17 protein-coding genes and 1 pseudogene are annotated in these 21,110 nt (G+C 69.4%); 4 read left to right on the top strand and 14 right to left on the bottom strand.

Annotation, left to right across the window (positions count from 1 at the left end; genetic code table 11):
• Positions 1-5 precede the first annotated feature (5 nt).
• The 7 genes from ACFYZA_RS07155 to ACFYZA_RS07185 form a co-directional block, all read right to left on the bottom strand.
• Positions 6-809, bottom strand: coding sequence for a DUF317 domain-containing protein (locus ACFYZA_RS07155; RefSeq protein ID WP_388488118.1), 804 nt, complete (start codon positions 807-809; stop codon positions 6-8).
• Positions 806-1,189: a hypothetical protein gene (locus ACFYZA_RS07160; protein ID WP_388488121.1), complete on the bottom strand. Its 384-nt coding sequence runs from the start codon at positions 1,187-1,189 to the stop codon at positions 806-808. Before ACFYZA_RS07160 ends, ACFYZA_RS07155 begins: the two co-directional genes overlap by 4 nt.
• A 277-nt stretch (positions 1,190-1,466) precedes the next feature.
• Complete coding sequence (locus ACFYZA_RS07165) at positions 1,467-1,874, bottom strand: hypothetical protein (protein WP_388488123.1); 408 nt, start codon at positions 1,872-1,874, stop codon at positions 1,467-1,469.
• A gap of 84 nt (positions 1,875-1,958) precedes the next feature.
• A complete protein-coding gene (locus ACFYZA_RS07170; RefSeq protein ID WP_388488126.1) occupies positions 1,959-2,720 on the bottom strand; it encodes a hypothetical protein in 762 nt (253 codons plus the stop codon).
• A gap of 23 nt (positions 2,721-2,743) precedes the next feature.
• A complete protein-coding gene (locus ACFYZA_RS07175; RefSeq protein ID WP_388488128.1) occupies positions 2,744-3,439 on the bottom strand; it encodes a hypothetical protein in 696 nt (231 codons plus the stop codon).
• A 13-nt stretch (positions 3,440-3,452) separates the two neighbouring features.
• Entirely contained in the window at positions 3,453-4,298 is an 846-nt protein-coding gene (locus tag ACFYZA_RS07180) for a relaxase/mobilization nuclease (protein ID WP_388488130.1), read from the bottom strand.
• On the bottom strand, positions 4,295-4,720 hold the full coding sequence (locus ACFYZA_RS07185) for a hypothetical protein (protein ID WP_388488132.1): 426 nt from the start codon (positions 4,718-4,720) through the stop codon (positions 4,295-4,297). Before ACFYZA_RS07185 ends, ACFYZA_RS07180 begins: the two co-directional genes overlap by 4 nt.
• Positions 4,721-5,092: 372 nt before the next feature.
• Here ACFYZA_RS07185 and ACFYZA_RS07190 point away from each other — a divergent pair, with 372 nt between their 5' ends.
• The 4 genes from ACFYZA_RS07190 to ACFYZA_RS07205 are packed head-to-tail and all read left to right on the top strand — an operon-like array spanning position 5,093 to position 10,801.
• The gene (locus ACFYZA_RS07190) at positions 5,093-6,565 is read left to right on the top strand and encodes a site-specific integrase (RefSeq protein ID WP_388488133.1); all 1,473 of its coding nucleotides are present in this window, start codon (positions 5,093-5,095) and stop codon (positions 6,563-6,565) included.
• Between the two features lie 59 nt (positions 6,566-6,624).
• Positions 6,625-8,310: a hypothetical protein gene (locus ACFYZA_RS07195; protein ID WP_388488136.1), complete on the top strand. Its 1,686-nt coding sequence runs from the start codon at positions 6,625-6,627 to the stop codon at positions 8,308-8,310.
• The gene (locus ACFYZA_RS07200; RefSeq protein ID WP_388488139.1) at positions 8,307-10,415 is read left to right on the top strand and encodes an integrase; all 2,109 of its coding nucleotides are present in this window, start codon (positions 8,307-8,309) and stop codon (positions 10,413-10,415) included. Before ACFYZA_RS07195 ends, ACFYZA_RS07200 begins: the two co-directional genes overlap by 4 nt.
• Positions 10,412-10,801, top strand: a complete 390-nt coding sequence (locus tag ACFYZA_RS07205; protein WP_388488142.1) for a hypothetical protein — start codon at positions 10,412-10,414, stop codon at positions 10,799-10,801. The genes ACFYZA_RS07200 and ACFYZA_RS07205 overlap by 4 nt, the downstream gene beginning before the upstream one ends.
• A 200-nt stretch (positions 10,802-11,001) precedes the next feature.
• Here the strand turns inward: ACFYZA_RS07205 and ACFYZA_RS07210 are convergent, their stop codons facing one another.
• The 7 genes and pseudogenes from ACFYZA_RS07210 to ACFYZA_RS07240 form a co-directional block, all read right to left on the bottom strand.
• The gene (locus ACFYZA_RS07210; RefSeq protein WP_388488143.1) at positions 11,002-12,564 is read right to left on the bottom strand and encodes an APC family permease; all 1,563 of its coding nucleotides are present in this window, start codon (positions 12,562-12,564) and stop codon (positions 11,002-11,004) included.
• Positions 12,565-12,719: 155 nt separating this feature from the next.
• Positions 12,720-13,535, bottom strand: coding sequence for a methyltransferase domain-containing protein (locus tag ACFYZA_RS07215; RefSeq protein ID WP_388488145.1), 816 nt, complete (start codon positions 13,533-13,535; stop codon positions 12,720-12,722).
• 80 nt (positions 13,536-13,615) lie between these two features.
• Entirely contained in the window at positions 13,616-14,662 is a 1,047-nt protein-coding gene (locus ACFYZA_RS07220) for an NAD(P)-dependent alcohol dehydrogenase (protein WP_388489360.1), read from the bottom strand.
• A 31-nt stretch (positions 14,663-14,693) separates the two neighbouring features.
• Positions 14,694-15,257 carry a sugar O-acetyltransferase gene (locus ACFYZA_RS07225; protein WP_388488147.1) on the bottom strand — a complete coding sequence of 188 codons (564 nt, stop codon included), beginning with the start codon at positions 15,255-15,257 and terminating at the stop codon, positions 14,694-14,696.
• Between the two features lie 13 nt (positions 15,258-15,270).
• The gene (locus tag ACFYZA_RS07230; RefSeq protein ID WP_388488149.1) at positions 15,271-18,285 is read right to left on the bottom strand and encodes an amino acid adenylation domain-containing protein; all 3,015 of its coding nucleotides are present in this window, start codon (positions 18,283-18,285) and stop codon (positions 15,271-15,273) included.
• A gap of 1,134 nt (positions 18,286-19,419) precedes the next feature.
• Positions 19,420-20,289: an IS5 family transposase gene (locus ACFYZA_RS07235; protein WP_388488152.1), complete on the bottom strand. Its 870-nt coding sequence runs from the start codon at positions 20,287-20,289 to the stop codon at positions 19,420-19,422.
• 527 nt (positions 20,290-20,816) lie between these two features.
• Positions 20,817-21,104, bottom strand: a pseudogene (locus tag ACFYZA_RS07240) (hypothetical protein); the annotation flags it as partial.
• Positions 21,105-21,110: the final 6 nt, after the last annotated feature.

The following is a 21,110-nucleotide window of genomic DNA, read 5'->3' on the forward strand; positions in this document are numbered from 1 at the left end:
GCGGGTCAGCGGCGGGTCCGGGCGCCGCCGGATGGGGTGTAGGGGCGGGCGGTGGTGCGGGGCCGGGTGCTTCGGGCGCTGTTGCGGGCCCAGGTGGCGGCGCGGGCGGCCGTGATCCGGGCCTGTTGCCACGCACTGAGCTGGGAGGGTTGGACGGAGACCGACCAAGTACGGATCTGGGCGCTGTGCGGGACGCGTCCGCGCGGGCGCATCACGGGATCGGGGCCGGCGAGTTCGGTGGTGAAGGCTTGTACCAGGTGCATCGGGGTGTTCGGCGTGAAGTTGGCCGTCCAGCCGTTGCCCTGCCTGTCCTTCGCTCCGGTCCACCACATCGCCGAGCCGTCGGCGCCCTGGCGGTACTGCATCCATGCTGTGCCGTCGGGGCTGGTTGCCGAGTAGTTCTGGTCCTCGAACCGCGTGTGCCAGTTCTGCTCCTGCAACGGCGCCCAGACGTTGGGGGCGTGGGCGGAGCGGGGACGGTTGAGGGCGTCAGTCAGACCGGCGACGATCTCCACCGGGGTCTGACGGCCCAGGTGCGCCGACCACTCGCCGTGGGGACCGTCTGCTTGGCCCTGGATGGTCCACCCGCCGGGAAGGACGTAGGGGTCGTAGGCGACGCGGACGGTACGATCTGGGCTCTCCATGTGCAGAGCGCCGCCTGACTTGGACTTGTCCCGCCAGCCCGAGGCGCGCAGGAACTCCGAGACGTGCCGGACGTCGCCGCCGCCGGCCAGAGCACGGGGCTGGACAAGGTAGTGCTGCTCGGCCTGTTCGCCCGGTCCCCAGCCCTGCCACTGCTTCTTCTTCACCGGCGCCGCCTGATGACGAGCGGTGCGGGTGCCGGGGGCTTCGCCGCGGTGGTGGCGGGCTGGGTGCCGACGTGCTTGAAGGTGGCCTGGTGTTCGTCCAAGTCGAGCGTGATGTCGTGCAGTTCGTTCGAGGCGCGGCCGAGCGCGAGCCACACCTCTGGAGGGAGGGCGCCTCGCTCTGCCTGGTCCTTGGCGAACACGCTGCCGGTGGAGACGAGGTGGGTGACGCCGCCGAGGACTCCGGTGTCCGGATCGAGAACGCGGGCGATGACCTGCGCGGCCTGGGGAGGTGGAAGCTGCGAGAGGTGGTCGGCGAGCTGGCCGAGCTGGCGGGTGATCTCGTCGGCCAGCTTCACCGGGTAAGGGGCGGGGTGGGACATGCTCCTCCGGGTCGGTGGACGGTCAGTGGTGGTGGCGCTGCCCGATGCGCCGCGTCTCGGCGAGTACGGCCTCCGGGCGGGCGCCGGCCAGCGGGGAAGTGCGCTCCGGGCCAGTCGGGATGCAGGCGCGCAGGTAGCGGCGGAACAGGGCTGTCGCGAGTCGGGGCGTGAGCCGGGGACTGATCGGTGGGGGTGTGCGGTCTGCTACGGGGTTCTCCGGGGATCGAGGGGGTGCGGTGGGCGGCCCCGGCGGATGCCGGGGCCGCCGGGGCCGGACTTACGTGGTGCGCCGGGCTGGAGCGGGGTGCGAGGGGGAGTTGGCCGGTTCCGGGTGCTTCGCAGCAGGACGGGCCGCTCGGGTGCGGACGTCGTGCACGGCCTGCCGGTAGGCGGCTTCGTCGAAGACGTCGGGTGTGCAGTCGACCTTGTACCCAGCCAGCAGCAGGGCGGGGATGGCCTGGGCCGTCAGGCGCTTCTGAGCGTCGGGACCGAGGTGTTCGGACACGTTGTGCCAGATGTAGAGCGGCCTGCCCGTGGGGTGTTCGTGGCATTCCAGGCCGAGCTGTTCCAGCAGGGTGTGGAGCGTGGCGGGGGCGCCGGTCGGGGTGTCGGCGTGGATGGTGGTCGTCAGGGCCTTGATGTAGATCTCGACGTCCGTGCCGTAGTCGTCCGCCAGATGGGCCATGCGCCTTTCCTCGGGGTCAACGGCGTTGGGGCCTCGGGCATGGTGTGAGGTCCTCCGGCACCCGGGAGCGGGGCTTCGACTGCTTCACCGAGATCGGGGGACCGATGTGCGCGTGCCGGCCGGTGTCGGCGGCATGGCCGCTGGGGCGGAGGTGGGCGCAGTCCGGCCTGCGTGGTGTTGGAGGGCGGTGTCGATGCCGAGCTGGTCGAGTTGCGGGCCGATCTTGCGCAGGGCGCGAGCCTGGGCCTGGGTATCGTCGCCGCTCAGGCGGTAGATGCCGCTCTGCGTGTCCTGGACGAAGCCGGCGGCCACGAGGACGGTGCCGGCGCGGTCGTCGGTGGGGGCGGTGGCGACGCTGCCGTCCGGTTGCCAGGTCAGGACGACCTGGTCGGGCTGGGAGGGCTGAATGCCGCCCAGGGCGTTGTGCCGGACCTGGGCGAGCGCGCTGTCGTAGCGGTCGAGGAGGTCGCCGGCGACCTGCTCGGCACTCAGGAACGGGTCGTCGGCCAGGGCGATGCCGTTGGGTTCGGGGACGGCGCGATACGCCTCGTCGGGCAGGGCGCGGGGGGCGATGGCGGCTATGAGGAATCCGTCGCGTTCGTCGTGCCGGTTCAGGAGGACGAGCTGGGCGCCGTCCGGGCGGCTCAGGACGGCGGCCTGCTGGAGCGGGTGCTCGGCGAGGGCGGCGGCGACCAGGTCCAGATCCCAGATGCGGTCGGCGAGTTCGACGAGATCGTCCTTGGCGTCCGGCGGGAGGTGGGAGCTGGTCCAGGTGTCGGGGAGTTCGCCGGCGAGGACGTCGGCGTACGAGGCGAGGCGCTCGGAGGTGGTGTCGTGGTCGTGCATGGTGTCCTTGGGCGAGGTGGGAGTCAGCGGCGCAGTCCGACGGCCACCGGGGGCGGCGGAGCCGGGAGTGCGCGTGGCGGTGGCGGGCAGGCGCACACGGCGGAGCGCTCGCGTTCGGTTGCGGGGACCTCCTCGGTGCACGTGCTGCGGCCGGGGTGCGGGGCGTGCCGGTCGGCGAGCGAGTTGCGGGCGTCGGCGAGGTCGGTGCGGATGACGCGCAGGGGCTCGTCGGCGAGATAGCGCAGCCGCCGGGCGATGTGGGGGTCGGCCGCCTGGCCGAGACCGTCGTGGAATTCGGCGGTGGCGGTGAGGACTTCCTCCAGCGCGGCGAGGACGCCGTCGTGGGCGGCGGTCAGCTCGGTCAGTACCTCGGCCGTCTCGTCCGTGGTGCTGGCCTCGCGAATGCGCTCGGCGAGATAAGCGACGCGGGAGCCCATCGGCGCGTAGATCGCCGGACGCGCATCGGTATCGAAGTCCTCGTCGCAGGTGACGTGGTATCCCCTGGCTCGCAGACGGGCGACGGCGCCGGTGGCGAGACGAGCCTCCTCCCTGTCGGCCAGGCCGGTGGGGGCGCGGTGGTAGGTCTCGTGGACGCGGACGACGGCGACGAACCCCGTGCGCTGCAGGACGCTGTGCGCTTCGGAGTCCCCGCCGCGGGCCAGGAGTTCGTCGGAGTGCCGTTCACGTCGGACGTCCAGGAAGCGGTCGGTACGGGGCAACGAGACGTTTCTCCTACGGCGATCGGTGGGCGGTGTGCCGGGCTGCGGGCGGCACGGCGGCGACTCGGGGCTGGGCCATGTGGGTTGCGGTGGTGTCCAGGTCTTGCTGGATGGCGTGGAGGCGGCGGGCGATCAGTTCCAGCCGGTGTGCCGTGTCGGTACCGGCAGAGCCGGGCTGGCGGGCGATCCGGTGCGCGGTGTGCTCGACGAGCCCGCGGACCGCGGCCAAGGGGCCTGCCTGTTCGTCGGCCAGCTGCGTAAGGACGCTCGCGAGCTGGGCTGATGCCGTGGGCGCCGTACGGATGGCGGGCCGCGCCGTGGTCTCCGTGCGAACGCGGAACAGGTTCAGGTCTTGCTCGATGCGGCGGGCCTCGGCGGAGAGGCGCTGCAGGATGTCTGTGGGCGGGGTGTGCCAGGCGCCGTCGAGGTGGATCAGGTTGGCGATCAGGTCGAGGCGTTGGGGCTGGGCCTGTACGGCGATCCATCGGCAGCCGTGCTCTTTGCCGGGGACTTCGATGCCGGCGGCCCGTGCGAGCCGGTGGGCGGTTTCGGCCCACTCCGGCCCGGTCAGCTGCCGGTCGTCCGGATGGAGCCGGACGGAGAGGTGGAGGATCGCGCGCCGGTCGTCGTCTGGGCTTACCGCGAACGGATGCTCAAAGTAGGGGTCTTCGAGGTGTTCGGCCCACTCGACGGACGTCCAGATCTTCTGCTCGTCGTCCAGGGTGAAGGAGTCCAGGCCCGGCCAGTGGGCGACGACCGTGTACTCCGTAAGACCTTCATTCGGCGAGACCGGCCGCCCCAGCGCCTCTTCGAGAGGGTCGTGCGGCCTGTGGGCCCGCTCGTGGAGTCGGGGGATCACCGGCCGCCCCGGATGTCGGCGATGTGCACGAGCTGGCCCAGGGCGGTGGTGGCGTACCAGCCGCAGTCGATCAGTTCGTCATGGTCGGCGAACCGTGCAAGGAGGGCGTCTTCCATAGCCCGCAGGTAGATCAGGCAATCCGGGCAGCGGCGCGAGAGGTGGACGAGGTAGCGGGGGTGGGCGGTGACGTAGGACTGGGTGCCGCCGGTCGTATCCCGCAGCCGCCACCCGTCCTCGTCGGTCGGGGTGTGCCAGGACGGTGCCACGACGCGCATCGCGTCGCCCCACAGTTCACCGCCCGCCACCCCCTTCAGGACGACGACGGTGTCACCGGCCTGAAAGTGCTGGTGTGTGATGTCCCGGTCGGGAGTGAGCGGGTCGGGCGTCGGCGCGAACACCGAGGTGGGCAGGGGCTGGGACATGAGTTCCTTCCACGCAGTTGCTGGCGGGGTGGGAGCATCAATAGTCCGGAGGAACGCCGGTTTGGCTAACCGGCGTTTCCCGGCTATGTTGCCCCGCGCTCAGCGGAACGGGTTCTCCGTCCCGCGGTCCGCCTCGGTGGCCGCGTCCAGGAGTTCGAGCATGTCGGTGCCTTCGGCGTCGCGCTGGTCGATCCACCATCCGGCACGGGTGATGGCACGGGCCTTCTCCTCCAGCTCGGCCCAGTCCGCCTCGTCCCAGGAGCCCTCTTCCCTGTTAGGTCTACGTGTTGAAGCGGATCGAGCCAGGGTGGGTTCGTGACTGGATGGCGTACGTACTGGGTGCCGCGGCGGCGATGTGTGGATTCCGGGCGGGTGCCGGCGCTGGCGGACTGGGGCGATCTCGCGGTGCGTGAGGAGCGCGCTGGGGTTCATGCGGGGGATCCGATTCTGCTGTCGCCGGATTTCCGGGTCGATGAGGTGTTGATCCTCTTCTTGTGCCGTTCGTCGTTTGCGCGTCTGGCACCGGAAACGAAGCGGAACTACACGGATGACTACTGCTTGTTCTTCGACTTCCTGTGGGGGAGGGGGAAAGAGTGGAGTGAGGCGACGCCGGATGATCTGTGGGACTTCGAGGACTGGCGGACCCGGTCGCCGCGAAACCGGCGGACGGTCGGTGGTGCGCGGTGGAATCGCGGGCTGGCTGCGCTGACCCGGCTGTATGACTGGGCGGTTCGCAGTGCGCATGTGACGGTGAGCCCGGTCGTGATGCGGTCGGTGCTGGGGCGGCATGGCGAGAGCGTCAGTGTGCCGGTGGCGCGGGCGAAGAACGCGAGGGTCAGTGAGGTGCACTGGCTGACGCCGCGGGCGTTTCGCCGGTGGGTGGATGTCGGTCTACGAGGTCATGGTGGCGACGGATGTCCCTCGTCGGGGTGGAAAGGGCGGTTGGCGGACCGGAACGCCGCCTTCGCCGATCTGCTGTTCTCCTCTGGTGCGCGGTTGACCGAGGGGGCCTCGCTGCTCACGTTCGAGGTCCCGAACCTGGTGTTGGAGGGGGGCCGTTACTACGTGGGCCGTCTCGCGCGGCAGGTGACCAAGTCGAAGAGGGCCCGGACGTTCTATGTCTCGGCGCCAGTGGTGGGCGAGGTCGAGGGCTATGTGGAGTCGTCCAGGGCGCGCGTGGTGCGACGGGCACAGGCCAGGGGCCGGTACGAGTGCCTGCCGGAGTGGCGTTTGGTGACCCACCAGACGGGCGGGCGGCGCAGGCTGCTGCACTGGCGTGACCAGGATGGGCTGGAGGGGCAGACGGCGTTGGCGGAGGCGACGGTCGAGGAGCGGATGAGTTTCCTCGCCGAGGGGCCGGCGGGGCCGGAGCCGTTGTGGCTGTGGCTGAGCGAGTCGGGGCTCCCGTTTCGCCCGCAGTCCTGGGAGGGCGTCTTCAGAGAGGGGAGCGCTCGGTGCCGGCGGCTGCTGGCGCCGGGGAGGGCTGCTGCACTCTTCTGTACGCCGCATATGTGCCGGCACAGTTTTGCGCTGTACATGCTGGCGGTCCTCAACCACGTGATGGACCGGCGGATGGGCCTGACGGCAGAGGAGCGGCGCGACTTCCGGCTGCTGTACGGCGATCCGTGGCGGATGGTGCAGGACCTGCTCGGTCATGCCCAGCTGGAGACGACCCGGGCCATCTATCTGGCTCCGGTCGCCGACCTTCAGCTCCGTTCGCTGCTGGCTGGCACCGCCCCGGCGGGCGGACCGGTACACGAGGAGGAGCTGACCGCATTGTTCACGCGTCTGGCGCGGGAGAGCACCGGCATCCTGGACCTCGATGAGCACATGGCGGCGCGATGAGCGGGCGCGGCCGTCCGGCCGCCCAACCGCAGCAGGCTCACCACCGCCCGCCTGTCCTCGTGGAGCAGGGGCTGGTGGTGCGCCACCAGAACCGGCAGGGGCGAGTTGCCCTCTACGATTTCGCCACGTTGCCGGTCGCCCCTGCCTTCCAGCGGTCCCTGGCGGTGCTGTTCGCCGCGAAGTGCGCGCCCGGCGGCGGTTGGGACAGCATCAAGACCAGCGACGGCAACTGGTGGGTGATCCGGCCGTTCGCGGAGTTCCTCAGCACCTACGACGGCGCCCCCGCGGATGTCGGCGGCATGACGGCCGCGCTGTGGAACGCCTGGCGCCTGAGCCTGGAACCACGCCCCAACGGCTACAACAAGCACTCGACGGTGGCCGGCCTGCTTCAGCAGGATCCGCGGCTGCCCCAGCCGGTGCGCGAGGCGATGGCCCGACGCTTCAGCTGGACCTCGGCAGGCGAACGCGCCTATCAGCCCGAGGAATTCCATGCGATCCGGCTGGCTGCGCGCCGCACATTTCGCGCCGCGCTGCTGCGGATCCGCGACAACACAGTCCTCCTCGACGCGTGGAGATCGGGGAAGGTCGAACCGGGTGGTGATCAGTGGCTGCTGGGTGAGGCACTCGACGTGCTGGCCCACACGGGCAACGTGCCGCAGGCTCCGCTGAAGACCGGCCGCGGCATGCGTGCGCTCTACCGATACCGCGGTGTGCTGGGCGGGACGGGTGCTGCACACACGTGGAAGCGCCTCTTCCTCAGCCGCAGTGAGGCTGCCGCGCTGAGCGTGCTTATCGCGGCGGAACTTGGACTGAACCCCACCACGATCTCCGAACTCCCGGTACCCCAGCTGCTGCCTGGCTCTGCGGCACCCACCAGTCGGCTCTACCGTTTCACGCTGGAGAAGCCGCGCCGGGGTGGCCGCAACCGCTTCGAGAGCCGCAATATCGCCGACACCGGTGCCGGCAGTCCCGGCCGCATCCTGAGCGAGGCCATGGAGGCCACCGCCCCCGCGCGGGCCGTCCTGGCCCTGGACGAAGCAGGCGTTGACCGGCTGCTGGTCTGGCACGAAACCGCACCCCACCCCGCGCGGAACTACCCTGGCGCCTTCCGGATCGGCTCATTCGGCTTCGGCGCGGACGAACGGGCCACCAGGTACTGGGCCCAGTCCGCGGGCCTGTCCGGCTCTCCGATGCGGCGCATCCGCCGGACGGTGAACGTGCTGCACCGGCGCGAGCCCGGCCAGAACAGCCAGGACACCCACGACCGCGTGTATGTGCTGCCCGAGCCGCAGGTGCAGGAGGCGGCCGTCCCGGTCATCGCCCAAGCGGCCCGGGACGCTGTGCAGGCGGCACAGCGCACCGTCCTGCAGGCCCGCCTCACCGGCAGGTTGACGCCGGGCGGCCACGAGACGGCCACGACCGGGTGCGCCGACTACACGCACAGCCCCTTCACTGCAGCCAACGACAGCTGCGCGGCGTCGTTCCTGCTGTGCACGGCCTGTCCTAACGCCCGTGTCACACCCGCTCATCATGCCCGCCTGGCCTACTTGTACCAGTGCCTGACCAGCCTGCGCACCGTGGTGGGACCGTCGGTGTGGGAGGCCGACTGGGCCGATGCCCACGCCCGGCTGACCGATCTGCAGAGCCGCCTCGGTGCCCCGGTGTGGACGTCGGCGCTCCTCGCGATCACCGCCCAGGACCGCATTGTTGTCCACCAGCTCCTGAACGGGGACTACGACCTGTGACCATCTCCAGCAGCCCCCTCCCGCTCCGGCCCGGCTGGCACACCCCGGTGATCGCCCCGTCGCTGGTCGTCAGCGGTTACACCGGCCCCATCGCCGCCTACGGCGACCTGGTCTGGCCCCTGGATCCGTTGAGCGCCAACCCGAGCGCGGACCGCAAGAAGCTGTACTGGGACAGATTCCCTGCTGGCCACCGGGAGGAGTTCCGGCTGCTCGCCTGGACGATGATCAACAATCCCCTGCCGGACTGGTTCCTGGTGGGACGGCCCGCCTGGCACTCCCGGCTCAGCGCGACAACGCTCCACAGCGCGGTCCTGCACTGGGCGAACTTCGCCACATGGCTGCACAGCCGTGGAACGTCCGGGCTTGGAGCGTGTGCGGAGTCGGTGTTCGGCGCGTACGCCCGGCACGTGGCTGCGAGGCCGGGGGTCAGCCGGGCCATCGTCACCGCAACCCTCAGCGCACTGACCCGCCTGTGGGCGTTCGATGCGCTCAGCCCAGCCCCGCGGGGGCTCGCCATGCCACCCTGGGTACGGGACGGCGTCGACGACTACCTGCCGGCCCAGACCTCCCGGGGCGAGAACGCCACCGAGCCGATCACACCGGCAACGATGGGGCCGCTGCTGGTCTGGGCGCTGCGCATGGTCGACGACTTCTCCGGAGACATCCTCAACGCGTGGGCCGAGAGCCAGCACCTGACCGCCCGCGCCGACGCGAACGCCGCCACCCCGCGCTCCAAGGCCCGCCTCAAGTACTACCTGGAAGACCTCACCACCCGGGACGCGCCCATCCCCAGCAGGCAGATGTTCGGACGGACCATGATCAGCGCCCGGTACATCGCCGCCGTGACCGGCTGCTCGCCCAGCCAGATCAACGGCCTGGCCATGACCGAACGGTGGAGAGATCTGGGGGAGTACGTCCGGCACCATCCGGGCCCCTGCCCCCTAACGACTCCGGTCACCGGACGCATCGATGGCGAACGGTGGACGCCGGCCATCGACTACACCGAGATCCGCACCCTGATGCGACACCTGGGCACCGCTTGCTTCATCGTCATCGCCTACCTCACCGGCATGCGGCCCGGCGAAGTCATGGGCCTGAACACCGGGTGCTGCCCCGAGGCGCCGTCCGGGCGCCATGTGATCCACGGCCGGGTCTTCAAGGGCGCCAGCGACGAGGAAGGAAACCACCACTCGGCCGGCGCGTTACGGGACGTCCCCTGGGTGGCCATTGCCCCGGTCGTCGCCGCCGTCCGCGTCCTGGAGAAGATCGTGCCCGTCAACGGCCTCCTCTTCGACGCCGCCGCCCACACCTTCCAGACCTCCCGCCCGTCCGACGGCACCTCCCTGGGATACGAGGCACTGCGGGCCCGCATCGAGGACTTCGTGACCTGGGCCGGCCGACAGGCCCTGCGCCTGGGACGCCCGCACGAGACCGTCCCCGACGACCGGCACGGAGCGATCGGCGTGGTCCGCTTTCGCAGATCCTTGGCCTGGCACATCGCCCGCCGCCCCGGGGGTCTGGTCGCACTCGCGATCCAGTACGGCCACCTGCGCACCGCGGTCAGTGCCGGCTACGCCTCGCGCAGCCGCGACGGCATCCACGAACTCCTCGACCTCGAGACGGCCCGCGCCACCGCCGACACCCTCACTGCTCTCCATGAAGGTCTCGCGGAGGGCATGGGGATTTCCGGACCGGCCGCGCGGCGCGCCATCCAGGCCGCCGCCCAGGTACCTGCCTTCGCCGGTTCCCTCCGCACACCGCGGCAGGCCCGCGACATCCTCGACAACCCCGCTCTGGCTGTCTACGACAACCCCAACTCCCTGCTGATGTGCGTCTACAACCGCGACAGGGCGCTGTGCCACCGCACGGACACCGCCGACAGTCCGAGCCTTCACCGCTGCCAGCCGTCCTGCGCGAACATCGCCCGTACCGACCAACACGCACACCAACTTCGGCAACGTGCTGCCGTGCTGGAGCGACAGGCGAAATCCGAGGCCGTGCCGGGGCCTCTCGCCGAGCGGCTGTCCAGAAGTTCTGCACGCCTGCGTGCCCAGGCCGACGCCCATCATGGTGACCGCGTCACCGCGGAGGAGAACACTTCATGAGCCCAACTACCGACGAACGCAAACGTATTCGGGCAGCCATGGACCGGATCTTCAGCGACGCCCCCGACCGCTCCGACGGCGCTTGGACGATCGTCGCTCTGGCCGTCGAGGCCGGAGTTCCGCGCAACGCCCTCACCCAACGCCACCCCGACCTCAGAAATGAGTTCTACGAAAGGGTCCGCGCACGCGGACAGACCCCGGACCACGAGAAGCGGCTCCGAAGGCAGATCGCGAAACTCAAGGAACTCCGAGCCGCGGACGCGGTTCAGATCCGGCAGCTGAACGGGGACGTCGAAGCACTCGTCGGAGCGCTCCACCTGTCCCAGCTGGAGAACGGAAGGCTACGCAGCCAGCACGCGCACCCTGACATCCGAGTCCTGAGGTGAGCACTGCGGCTCAGCTGTCCCGTCTCAGTGAAGTGTGGGCACGGCGGTCCTGTGGCCTGCAGTGCCTACAGTTCGGTGAGACGCCAGGCGGCACGTCGTCCCACAGAAGTCTGGGCAATTCTCTGTGGTGCGAGAGGCCCTGCGCAGCTCCTTGATGCAGGCCAGAGCGGCGAAGGAGGGCTTGGTGGCATGAGGGAAGGTCACTGCTTGGTCGCCTGCGGCCGGGTGCTGCGCTCTGGGTACGCAGGGTCTTCTTCGGGGAGGGCTGAGTCTGTTGGCGGGGGTGACTCCTGGCGTTGGTGGGCGATGGCGAGTGCGTCGTTCTCGGGAGTGTTGGAGCGGTTGTAGGGGCGGGCGATGAGCATGTAGAGGAGTCCTGTGGCGAGGATGGTGGCCAGGCCGACGAGGACGATCCACTTGTCGGCGAAGGAGAGGCCGGTCGTGTCGTTGGCGGGAAGGGCGAGTACGGCCATCGCGGCGATTCCGTAGAGGAGGGCGGCGATGTTGATGGGGAGGCCGGCGCGGCCCAGGCTCCAGTTCCCCGCGGGCTTCCATCCCTTGATGCGCTGGCGGAGTGCGGCGAGGACGACCATCTGGAAGCACAGGTAGATGCCGATGACGGCGAAGGCGGTGACCCGCGGGAGGCTGCCCGGGTAGGCGTAGACCCACAGGCAGACGGCCATGGGCAGCAGGCAGGCGACGAGCATGGCGTTGCGCGGGATGCGGGTGGTGCTGGTGAGTGTGGACAGGGGTTTGCTGGCGGGGAGCATGCCGTCGCGGGCGAAGGAGAAGATGAGCCGGCTCAGGGCTGCCTGGAGGGACAGGACGCAGGACAGGAAGGCGGTCAGGGCGACGACGAGGAAGACCTTGCTGCCGGTCTGGCCGAGGCTGGCCTGGACGATGGCGGTGACGGGGTCGGCGATGTCTCCGTCGACGATGGCTTGCAGGTCCGGGGCTGACAGGATGTAGCCGACGAAGGCGGCGAGTGCGGAGATGCCGCCGAAGACGATGGTGAGGATCATGGCCTTGGGGATCTGCCTGCCGGCGTCGTGGACCTCTTCGGCGACGTCTCCGCAGGCTTCGAACCCGTAGAACATGAAGAGCCCCACGAGGGCCGCGCTGAGGAATCCGGACAGGTAGCTGCCGTCCTTGGTGCTGTTCATGGCGTCGAAGAACACGGCGAAGGAATTGTGCCGTTCGAAGATCAGCAGGTACAGGCCCAGGGCGACGACGCCGATGATTTCTGCGAAGAATCCGGCGCGGGCGACCCGGGCCAGCCATCGGGTGCCTGCCGTGTTCACCAGGAGGGCGAGCAGGAGGATGCCGACCGCGACCAGGAGTTTGGCGGTGTTGCTGGTGGTGAAGCCGAAGAGGCTTGCGACGAACGGCACGGCGTATTCGGTGATTGAGGTGATGGATACGACCAGGGCGCACAGGTAGACCCAGGCGGCGAGCCAGGCGTAGCGGCGGCCCCACAGGCGGCGGGACCAGGGGTAGATGCCGCCGGTGATGGGGTACTGGGAGACGATTTCGCCGAAGACCAGGGCGACGAGGAGCTGGCCGAGGCCGACGATGACGATCCACCAGATGGAGGGTGGGCCGGCGTTGGTGAGTCCGAGTGGCAGCAGTGCGCACACCGCTCCCAGGGGTGAGAGGTAGGTGAATCCCAGGGAGAAGGTGGCGACCAGGCCCATGGAGCGCTCGAACTGGGGCGCTGGGGTGGGTTCTGCGGGCGCGGGGCGGGCGGGGGGTGTGTCGGGCATCGGGCGTTCCTTTCGGCGCCCCGGGCCGAGGAGCACCTGGATGAGCGGGGTCGCCGGCCGGTCACGCGGGACCTGGCGGTCGGTGCGATGCGGGGCCGGCCGGCGGAGGGGGCATGCGGCGCAGGACCCGGGGGCTGTCTGCGGTGCCGCGGGGGTCAGTTGGCGGGTTTGAGTGCGGTGGCGATGACGTAGCCGGCCTGCGGGAGTTTTCCGTAGGCCCCGACGTCGGTGACGAAGGCGTGGTAGTCGTCCGTGCCCATGCATTCCTCGAAGGCTTCCCGGGCGCCTACCACCGAGTTGACGATGGCGGTTGCGGTGGGGCGGGTGGGTTCGCTGAGGTCGTGGACTTGGACGTCCTGGAGGCCGGCGGCGGTCAGCAGGGGGGCGTAGTCGTCCTTGTGGACGACGGAGGGGCCTTCGAAGGCGCGGCAGAAGCCGGCTGCGACGCTCTGGGCGTGGCTGTCGATGGTGCCGACGAGGGCAAGGTCGGAGATGACGAGGCGGCCGCCGGGGCGCAGGACGCGGGCGGCTTCGGAGAGCATGCGCGGGCGGTCGTCGATGTGGAACATGGATTCCATGGCCCAGGCGATGTCGAAGGCGGCGTCGGCGTAGGGCAGTTCGAGTGCGTCGCCGTAGTCGAAGTGTGCGCGGCCGCTCAGGCCGGCGTCGATGGCGGCCTGGGTGGCCAGTTCGGTCTGGCGGCGGCTGTTGGTGACGCCGGTGACGTCGGCGCCGGTGAGTTGGGCGATGCGCAGTGCGGGGTTGCCCGCGCCGCATCCGATGTCGAGGAGTTTGTGTTCCTTGCCGGCGGCCAGGTGGGTGGCCAGCACCTGGGTGAGGGTTTCGGTGGCCGCTTTCCAGTCGTCCAGCGGGGTGTCGTGGTCCCAGTAGCCGTGGTGGAGGTTGGCGCTGTAGGAGGTGAGGAACAGGTCGGTGAGCTGGTCGTAGAAGCCGCCTGAGCTGGTTTCCATGGCTGTCTCCTTGCGGATCGGGGCACGGCGGTGCGGCCGCCGCGGCGGGTGCGCGCCGCGCCTGCGCGTGCCGGGAAGGGTCAGAGGTGGTGGGTGTCGATGACGAAGCGGTAGTGCACGTCGCTGGTCAGGGTGCGTTCGAAGGCTTCGTTGATCTGTTGGGCCGGGATGGTCTCGATGTCCGCGGTAATGCGGTGGGCCGCGCAGAAGTCGAGCATCTCCTGGGTCTCGGCGATCCCGCCGATCATGGATCCGGCGATCTTCCGGCGGCCGTGCACGAGGGTGTGGAGGTCGACGGCGGCGACCGCTTCGGGCAGTCCTACGCACACGAAGGTGCCGTCGGTGGCGAGGGTGTTCAGGTACGGGTCGAGGTCGAGGGGTGCCGAGACGGTGGAGATGAGGACGTCGAAGGCCCCCTGGTGCCGGTCGAGTTCGCCGGACGTGCCGGTGACGATGAAGTCCTTTGCGCCGTAGGCGCGGGCGTCCTTCTCCTTGTCCGGGGTCCGGCTCAGGACGCTCACGTCGGCGCCCAGGGCGTGGCCGATCTTGACGGCGAGGTGGCCGAGTCCGCCCATGCCCAGGACGGCGAGGCGGGTTCCCGGTCCGACGTTCCACTGCCGCAGGGGCGCGTAGACGGTGATGCCCGCGCACAGCAGCGGTGCTGCCTGGTCCAGGGGCAGTGTGTCGGGGATGGTGAGGATGTAGTTCTCGTCGACGACGATGCAGCCCGCGTAGCCGCCGTCGGTGGGCCGGCCGTCCGCGTCGCGGTCGTTGTAGGTGAAGACCAATCCGCTGGAGCAGTACTGCTCCTGTCCTTTCCGGCAGTGGGCGCAGGTGCGGCAGGAGTCGACGAAACATCCGACGCCGGCGCGGTCGCCGGGTGAGTACCGGGTGACGGCGGAGCCCACGGCACTCACCAGGCCCGTGATCTCGTGGCCGGGGACCATGGGGAAGATGGATTCGCCCCATTCGTCTCGGGCTTGGTGGATGTCGGAGTGGCAGACGCCGCAGTACTGGATGTCGATGAGGACGTCGTGCTCGCCCAGCGGCCGCCGGGTGATCGTCGTCGGTTGTAGTGGGGCTGCAGATGCGGCGGCCGCGTAGGCGGTCGTCTCGATCCCGGTCATGTCGTCCTTCCGGAAGGTCGTGCTCACTCGGTCAGGGGATGTCGCGGATGGGGCGGGCGGGGTTGCCGACGGCGACGGTGTGGGCCGGGATGTCCTTCACGACCACCGCGCCTGCGCCGATGACGGAGTTCTCGCCGATGGTGACGCCGGGCAGGATGACCGCTGCGCCGCCGATCCAGGCATTGCGCCCGATGGTGATCGGTTCGGCGGACTCCCACTTCTGCCGCCGCAGGTCCGGGTTCACGGGATGGGTGGGGGTCAGGACCCGCACGCCGGGTCCGATCAGTACGTCGTCTTCGATCCGGATCTCGGCGATGTCCTCCAGGACGGCGCCGAAGTTGATGAAGACCCGGTCGCCGATGTGGGTGCGGAATCCGAGGTCCATGTGGAACGGGGGCCGGATGTCGACGTCGGTACCGACCGCGGCGAGCAGCTCGCTCAGAAGGCGGGCGCGCTCGCGGGCCTGGGCGGGCAGCGTGGCGTTGTACTGCTGCAGCAGTTGGCTGGAGCGCTGGAAGTCGGCCGCCAGCTCGTCGCCCTCGAAGCGGTAGGACTCACCGGCAAGCAGGCGCTCTTTCATGGTCTTCTCTGTCATGGAGGCTTCCTCGTCAACTGGCAGCCCTGGCTGTGGCGGCCGGGTCGGGCAGGAACTGGCTGTCGATGAAGTGCGCGATCTGCCGGTCCAGGTAGCCGGAGGCGGCCGGCGCGGCCGGGGCGGTGTGCTGGGCCTGGGTGAGGGCGCAGTCCAGCGGTGTCTCGACCATCGCCTCGTGGGATTGGCACACCAGTTCCTCGGCCAGCGGGGCTGCTGGGTTGTGCGGGTCGGCCATCACCCGGTGCAGCCACTCATCGGCGGTGACGGTGCGCAGCCCGTACCCCGCGGCCCTCAGCCGCTCGGTCGCGTCGACGAACGAGATCGGCTCTTGCGCGGACAGGTGATAGGGCACGGGGGGCTGTTCGTCGGGGTGGTTGGAGGTGAGGTCGACGATGTGGTCGGCCGCCGCATCGACGGGGATGTACGGATAGTGCACCTTCAGGTCGGGGGCGGCGCCGACCAGCACACTGCCCTTGAGCAGCCGCCACAGGGCGTCGCGCTCCTGGCAGGCGCCGGTTGTGACAGCCCCCAGTACCCGGGGCAGGCGGATGCAGGTGACGGGCAGCCCCCGGCCGCCGGCGGCGTGGACGAGTTGCTCGGCCACCCACTTGGACTGTCCGTACCCGCTGGGCAGGGCGGTTGCCGGGCCGGCTGGGTCTCGTTCGCTCACCGGCGTCTGGCTGGGGGCGAAGACCGCGCTCGTGGAGATGAGGTGGAAGGCGCTGGCCCGCAGGCGGCAGGCCAGGCGCAGCAGTTCTCGGGTGCCGTGGACGTTGGCCGCGGCCAGGGCCTCGTAGGGCAGGTAGGCGTTCACGTGCGCGGCCGCGTGGTAGATGGCACCGGCCGACCGGGCCAGATCATCGAACGCGTCGGAGTCCAGCCCCAGTCGCGGTTGCTCAAGGTCGGCCGCCAGCGTCCGCACCTGCGGTGGGAGTTGTGGCTCGGGGTTCGTGGGTTCGCCTGCCGGTGCGAGGAGGCGGTAGCGGGACAGCGATGTCGCAACCTTGTGGTCGGCTTCCCGTGCGGAGTCGGCCCGGACCAGGCAGATGATCTCCTGGTCGGTGCCTCGTCGCAGAGCGTCGAGGAGGAAGGCGCCGACGAATCCGCTCGCCCCGGTCAGCACGATGGTGCCCGCTTCGTCCGCGGCGGCAGGGCCGCGGGAAGGGGGAAAGATTTCGCCGGGCAGCAACAGGTCCGCGGCCGGCACCGGATCTGCCACGGGCGCCTCCTCGGCCTCCAGCGATGCCTGCAGGTCGTGGGCGTTGCGGTGCTTCAGCAGTGCGAAAGCTGGCACCGGCTTGCCCGTCGCTCGCTGGGCCCGGGCGGCGACCGCGGTGGCCACAATGGAGTCCACCCCCAGTTCGGCGAAGTCCTCCCTGGGGCCGGGCGGCTCGGGCAGTCCCAGTACCTGGCCGACGGCGTCCACCACGGCCTCGACCACGGAAGCGTCCGAACGGCCCGCCTCATCAACGTGCTGGGCCTGCACGGCGCGCAGGACCTTGCGGTCGACCTTTCCGTTGCGCAGCGTCGGGAACTTTTCGTGGCGCACGTACTGTGCCGGGACCATGTAGTGCGGCAGCCGCCGGGCAAGGTGCTCCCTCAGGTCCCCGACGTCGGGCCCCTCGTCCCGGGGCGCGTCGGGGGCTGCCTCCCAGTGGGCGAAGAGGACCCTCTCCTGAGCCGAGGCGTCGTGGGCGAGAACGACCGCGTCACGAATCGCGTGGTGATCACGCAGAACCGTTTCTACCTCGGCGGGCTCGATGCGGTAGCCGTTCAGTTTGATCTGGTCGTCCATGCGGCCCAGCCACACGTACTGCCCGTCCGCACGCTGCTCGACCCGGTCCCCGGTGCGGTACATCAACCCCGAGCCGTCAGGGCTCTGCACGTACGCCCGCTGCGTCTCTGTGGGCCGCCCGTGATAGCCGTCGCTCACCCCGAGTCCGCCGATGCACAGTTCGCCCGCCGCTCCCGCCGGCACTGGCGCCAGCTGCTCGTCCACGATCGTGAACGCCCAGCCGGCCGTCGGGCTGCCGATGTGCACGCCGCCCTCGGCCGTGATGTGCCCGGCCGACGCCCACACCGTGGTCTCCGAGGGCCCATAGCAGTTCCACAGCGTGCCCACCCGCCGGCTCAAGGCCCGGGCGAGCTCGCCGGGCAGGTCCTCGGCTCCGCAGATCACCTGCATCCCCGAAGCGCCCTGCCACCCCTCGGCGATCAGCCGGCGCCAGAACGTCGGCGTCCCCTGGGCCAAGGTGGGCTGGGTGTCCTCGATCAGCCGCATCACCGCTGCCGGATCGTCGGCCTCTTCCTCGGTGGCGATGACCACCGTCCCGCCGTGCACGAGCGTCAGAAACAGCTCGAAAGGCGACAGGTCGAAGGCGGCGATGGTCAACGCCAGGAACCGGTCGGTGGGCTGGAAGTCCAAAGTGGCCCGCATACCGCGCAGTTGAGCCATGAAGCTGCTCGTGCGTACCCGCACCGCCTTGGGCCGGCCGGTCGTGCCGGAGGTGAAGACGAGGTACGCCAGATGTCCTTCACGCAGGAAGCTTTCGTCTGCCGAGGCGCGCGCCGGTGCATCCCGTGCTTCGTCCACCACGAGAACCTCGGCCGCGATCTCAGCGGCAAGCTGGGTGAGCCCCTCTCCGGTGACGAGGAGTGGGGCCTCGGCGTCCTGAAGCATGTCGCGCATCCGCTCGGGCGGATACAACGGGTCGAGGGGCACGTAAGCCGCCCCGGCGCCCATGACCGCCAGCGCGGTCGCCACCAGCAGCGGCCCCCGCGGCAACAGCACACCGACGTGCTGCCCCGGACGCACACCCTGCTGATCCAGCAGCCGTCGGACACCGTCCGTCAGCTCGGCCAGCCTGCCGTACGTCATTTCCTGCCCGCGGAACACCAGGGCGACTTCGTGCCGGTGGGATTTCACCGTCTGCGCGAAGGCCGCCGGCACGGACGAAAACGGCTCGTTGTCGCCTCCCTTCTTTCCACTTGCGTCGCTCTCTTCGACTCCACCGATGTGCACGCTCACGTACTCCCGCCATTGCCACATTGATCGACAACAAGCCAGTGCCCGTCACATACCGGCTCAAGGGGGCGTATTTACGGCGCTAAGGACCGCAGACGGCGCGTACCGCGGTACAGCAGGAGGGGAGGCGCACCACCTTGCTACTCAAGGAAAACCAAAGCTCTCGCCAAGGCCGCACAAAAGGTAGTCCCAGAAGAGGTGTTCAGGTACGCGAGCCTCACAGAACCCAGGACTCACACGCCGAGCGGGAGAACAAGGAACACGACTACGTGTCCATCCAGACCTCCACCGGCGTGCCCTCGGCCGCGGAGAGTAGAAAATTGCAGGATCAGCGGGAAGCTCCCAGCCAGAGTGCGCCGGGGCAAATGCGACACGCCTGCCAAAAGCACGTGCGTACGCAATATGCCCGGACGCCAGTACCGCTCCCCCTCGCCAGGACAGTCCCCCGCCTCCAGTCGGATTCGCCGTTTGGATTGATCCGGCCATCGCACGCCTGAGGAGAGCCAGCGACGGGTGTCCAAACAAGATCGAGACGCTGCCTCCTTTGCCCAGACTTCTGCGAGGCGAGTGCCCCGTCACCCAGAGAGCTTTGACACTTCCCAGGCTTCGCCGCCAGGACGGCAGTCAGGTGGGCTCGTTAGCCATGGCCCGTCGACGTGAGCACGCGCGACGCGCCAGGAAGAACACCCGCCTACGCCGACTCGACAGTGGAGTACCGCAGAACGTGCTCGACGCACACAGCGGTCTGGCGCACGGCATCACCCGGAGCGAACGAGCTCACAGTCAGGAGATCCTCGACGCTCAGCGCTCCAGCCAACTCGCAGAGCGGCCCGGCAAGTCCCCGGCGGCGTCGGCGGTCCGGAGCGTACGGCCACACAAGCCGCACGACCTCCGGATACCGAGCGCAACTCGCGCAGCAGGCCGCCCGAACTTCGTTGCACGAAGGGTGGGCGGCCACCCCGGGCCCGGATATCGCCGCCAGCGGCTTACGCGTCCAATGAACCCGCGCAATCCGGGGGTTTGCGCGGCGCGAACCCCATCAGATCAAGGGTTTTACGACATGTGGGTCAGATCTTCCGCACGGAAGTGACCCCTCGTTGGCGAACCCGGTCTAAGAGGTCGTTTCATCCTGATGTTTCATCCCGAGATACGGCTTTGACGGCTTGATGTCGGGTCGCGCCAGGAGATGGTGTTCTCGCCGGTGAGGCGGCGTGCCATGAGGTTGGTCATGGCGAGGTGGATCATGGCTTCGGAGCGGGCCGGGAGGGTTTCGTAGTCACGGGCCAGGCGGCGATGGAGCATCAGCCAGCCGTAGGTCCGCTCGACGGCCCAGCGTTTCGGGATCGGGGTGAACCCCGCGGCCCCGGGTGCACGTTGGACGATTTCGAGGTCGATGCCGAGGGTGGCTGCGTGTTCGACGAAGTGCTTGCGGTATCCGCCGTCGACCCAGACTTTGCGCAGGCCGGGGTGTGCGGCGGCGGCCTGTTCGAGGAGGGTGCGGCCGGCGATCGAGTCCTGCACGCTCGCGGCGGTGACCAGCACGGCCAGGACCAGGCCGAGGGTGTCGGTGATGATGCTGCGCTTGCGCCCGACGATCTTCTTTCCGGCGTCGATGCCCTGGCTGGCGACGGGCACCGAGGTGGAGGTTTTCACGCTCTGAGCGTCGATGATGCATGCCGAGGGGTGCCGGTTCTTGCCCTCCTGGGCTCGCTCCAACTCCCGCAGCAGCCCATTGAGCTGGGTGAAGATGCCGTCTTTCTGCCAGTGGGCGAAGTAGCCGTAGACCGACTGCCAGGGCGGGAAGTCGTGCGGCAGGTAGGCCCACTGGCAGCCGGTGCGGTCGACGTACAGGATCGCGTTCATGATCTCGCGCAGTTCGTGGCGGGGCGGCCGGCCGAAGTCCAGGGCCCGGCCGCGGCGCTCGAAGCGCCAGGCGGCCAGCACCGGCTCGATCAACTCCCAGCGAGCATTGGACAGATCACTCGGATACGCGCGACGGTCAGCCATGACCTTGGCGTACCGCGGTTCAGGGGCGTGCGCCCAGGCGTGCACCCGGATTCCCGGAAGCACGGAACAACCCGGACGTCCTGGAATGAGACAGGCACACAACGACCGGCACCCCAGGCGCCACACCACGCGCCTCAAAAGGCGTGATGAGCCCAGCCATCACATCCCTACCACCGGCGAGCACAGACGAAAGTAGGAGATAACAGCACGCTCAAGAGGAAAACGACCTCTAAGAGCGTGTCTCGCCCCACCAGCAGTCCACCGTCCGGCAGAACCGTGTTGTGGACGACGCCGGGATCGAGGACCCGTCCATTGCCGTACCCCGGACGCCACCTCAGGCTCCTCGCCCAGTCAGGTCGGTGAGGAGCTGGTCGTGGCTGGCGAAGTAGCGGTAGAGCGCCGGGCCTGACTCCGATCTTCTTCGCGATCCGCAGGGCGCAAGCCGTCCAATCGACCATGCCCGCGCTGACGGAGTCGCGCACCCGCTCGGCAGCCTCCCGCTTCAACAAGTTCGACTTGACAGGGAACCCTTCAACGACCAGCGCGGTGTGCGCGGCCGTCATCAGCTGGTGCCGGGATCGTTCGCCCCAGGCCAGAGCCTTCTCCGGTCCCTCCAACTGCGGCATGTCGAATTGCTCTGCCCACGCGACGGCAGCTTCCTGCTCCTCGGCGCGCTTGGCCGCGAGCCACTCCTCCTTGGACCCGCTGTCGGCGTCGCGCGCCGCCTTCCAGCAGTCGGTGCAGTCCTTCGCCGCGAGCCAACGCGCAAACCCAGCCCGCTTGTCGGCGGGACGATTGGACAGATCATGATCCATGCTGTG

The organism is Streptomyces sp. NPDC001828 (genome assembly GCF_042892175.1).
Lineage (GTDB): Bacteria > Actinomycetota > Actinomycetes > Streptomycetales > Streptomycetaceae > Streptomyces.

Coding starts and splice junctions, on each gene's coding strand:
- ACFYZA_RS07235 (WP_388488152.1), bottom strand. CDS start 20,289: ATGGCTGACCGTCGCGCGTATCCGAGTGATCTGTCCAATGCTCGCTGG.
- ACFYZA_RS07205 (WP_388488142.1), top strand. CDS start 10,412: ATGAGCCCAACTACCGACGAACGCAAACGTATTCGGGCAGCCATGGAC.
- ACFYZA_RS07210 (WP_388488143.1), bottom strand. CDS start 12,564: ATGCCCGACACACCCCCCGCCCGCCCCGCGCCCGCAGAACCCACCCCA.
- ACFYZA_RS07160 (WP_388488121.1), bottom strand. CDS start 1,189: ATGTCCCACCCCGCCCCTTACCCGGTGAAGCTGGCCGACGAGATCACC.
- ACFYZA_RS07185 (WP_388488132.1), bottom strand. CDS start 4,720: ATGTCCCAGCCCCTGCCCACCTCGGTGTTCGCGCCGACGCCCGACCCG.
- ACFYZA_RS07215 (WP_388488145.1), bottom strand. CDS start 13,535: ATGGAAACCAGCTCAGGCGGCTTCTACGACCAGCTCACCGACCTGTTC.
- ACFYZA_RS07170 (WP_388488126.1), bottom strand. CDS start 2,720: ATGCACGACCACGACACCACCTCCGAGCGCCTCGCCTCGTACGCCGAC.
- ACFYZA_RS07225 (WP_388488147.1), bottom strand. CDS start 15,257: ATGACAGAGAAGACCATGAAAGAGCGCCTGCTTGCCGGTGAGTCCTAC.
- ACFYZA_RS07165 (WP_388488123.1), bottom strand. CDS start 1,874: ATGGCCCATCTGGCGGACGACTACGGCACGGACGTCGAGATCTACATC.
- ACFYZA_RS07220 (WP_388489360.1), bottom strand. CDS start 14,662: ATGACCGGGATCGAGACGACCGCCTACGCGGCCGCCGCATCTGCAGCC.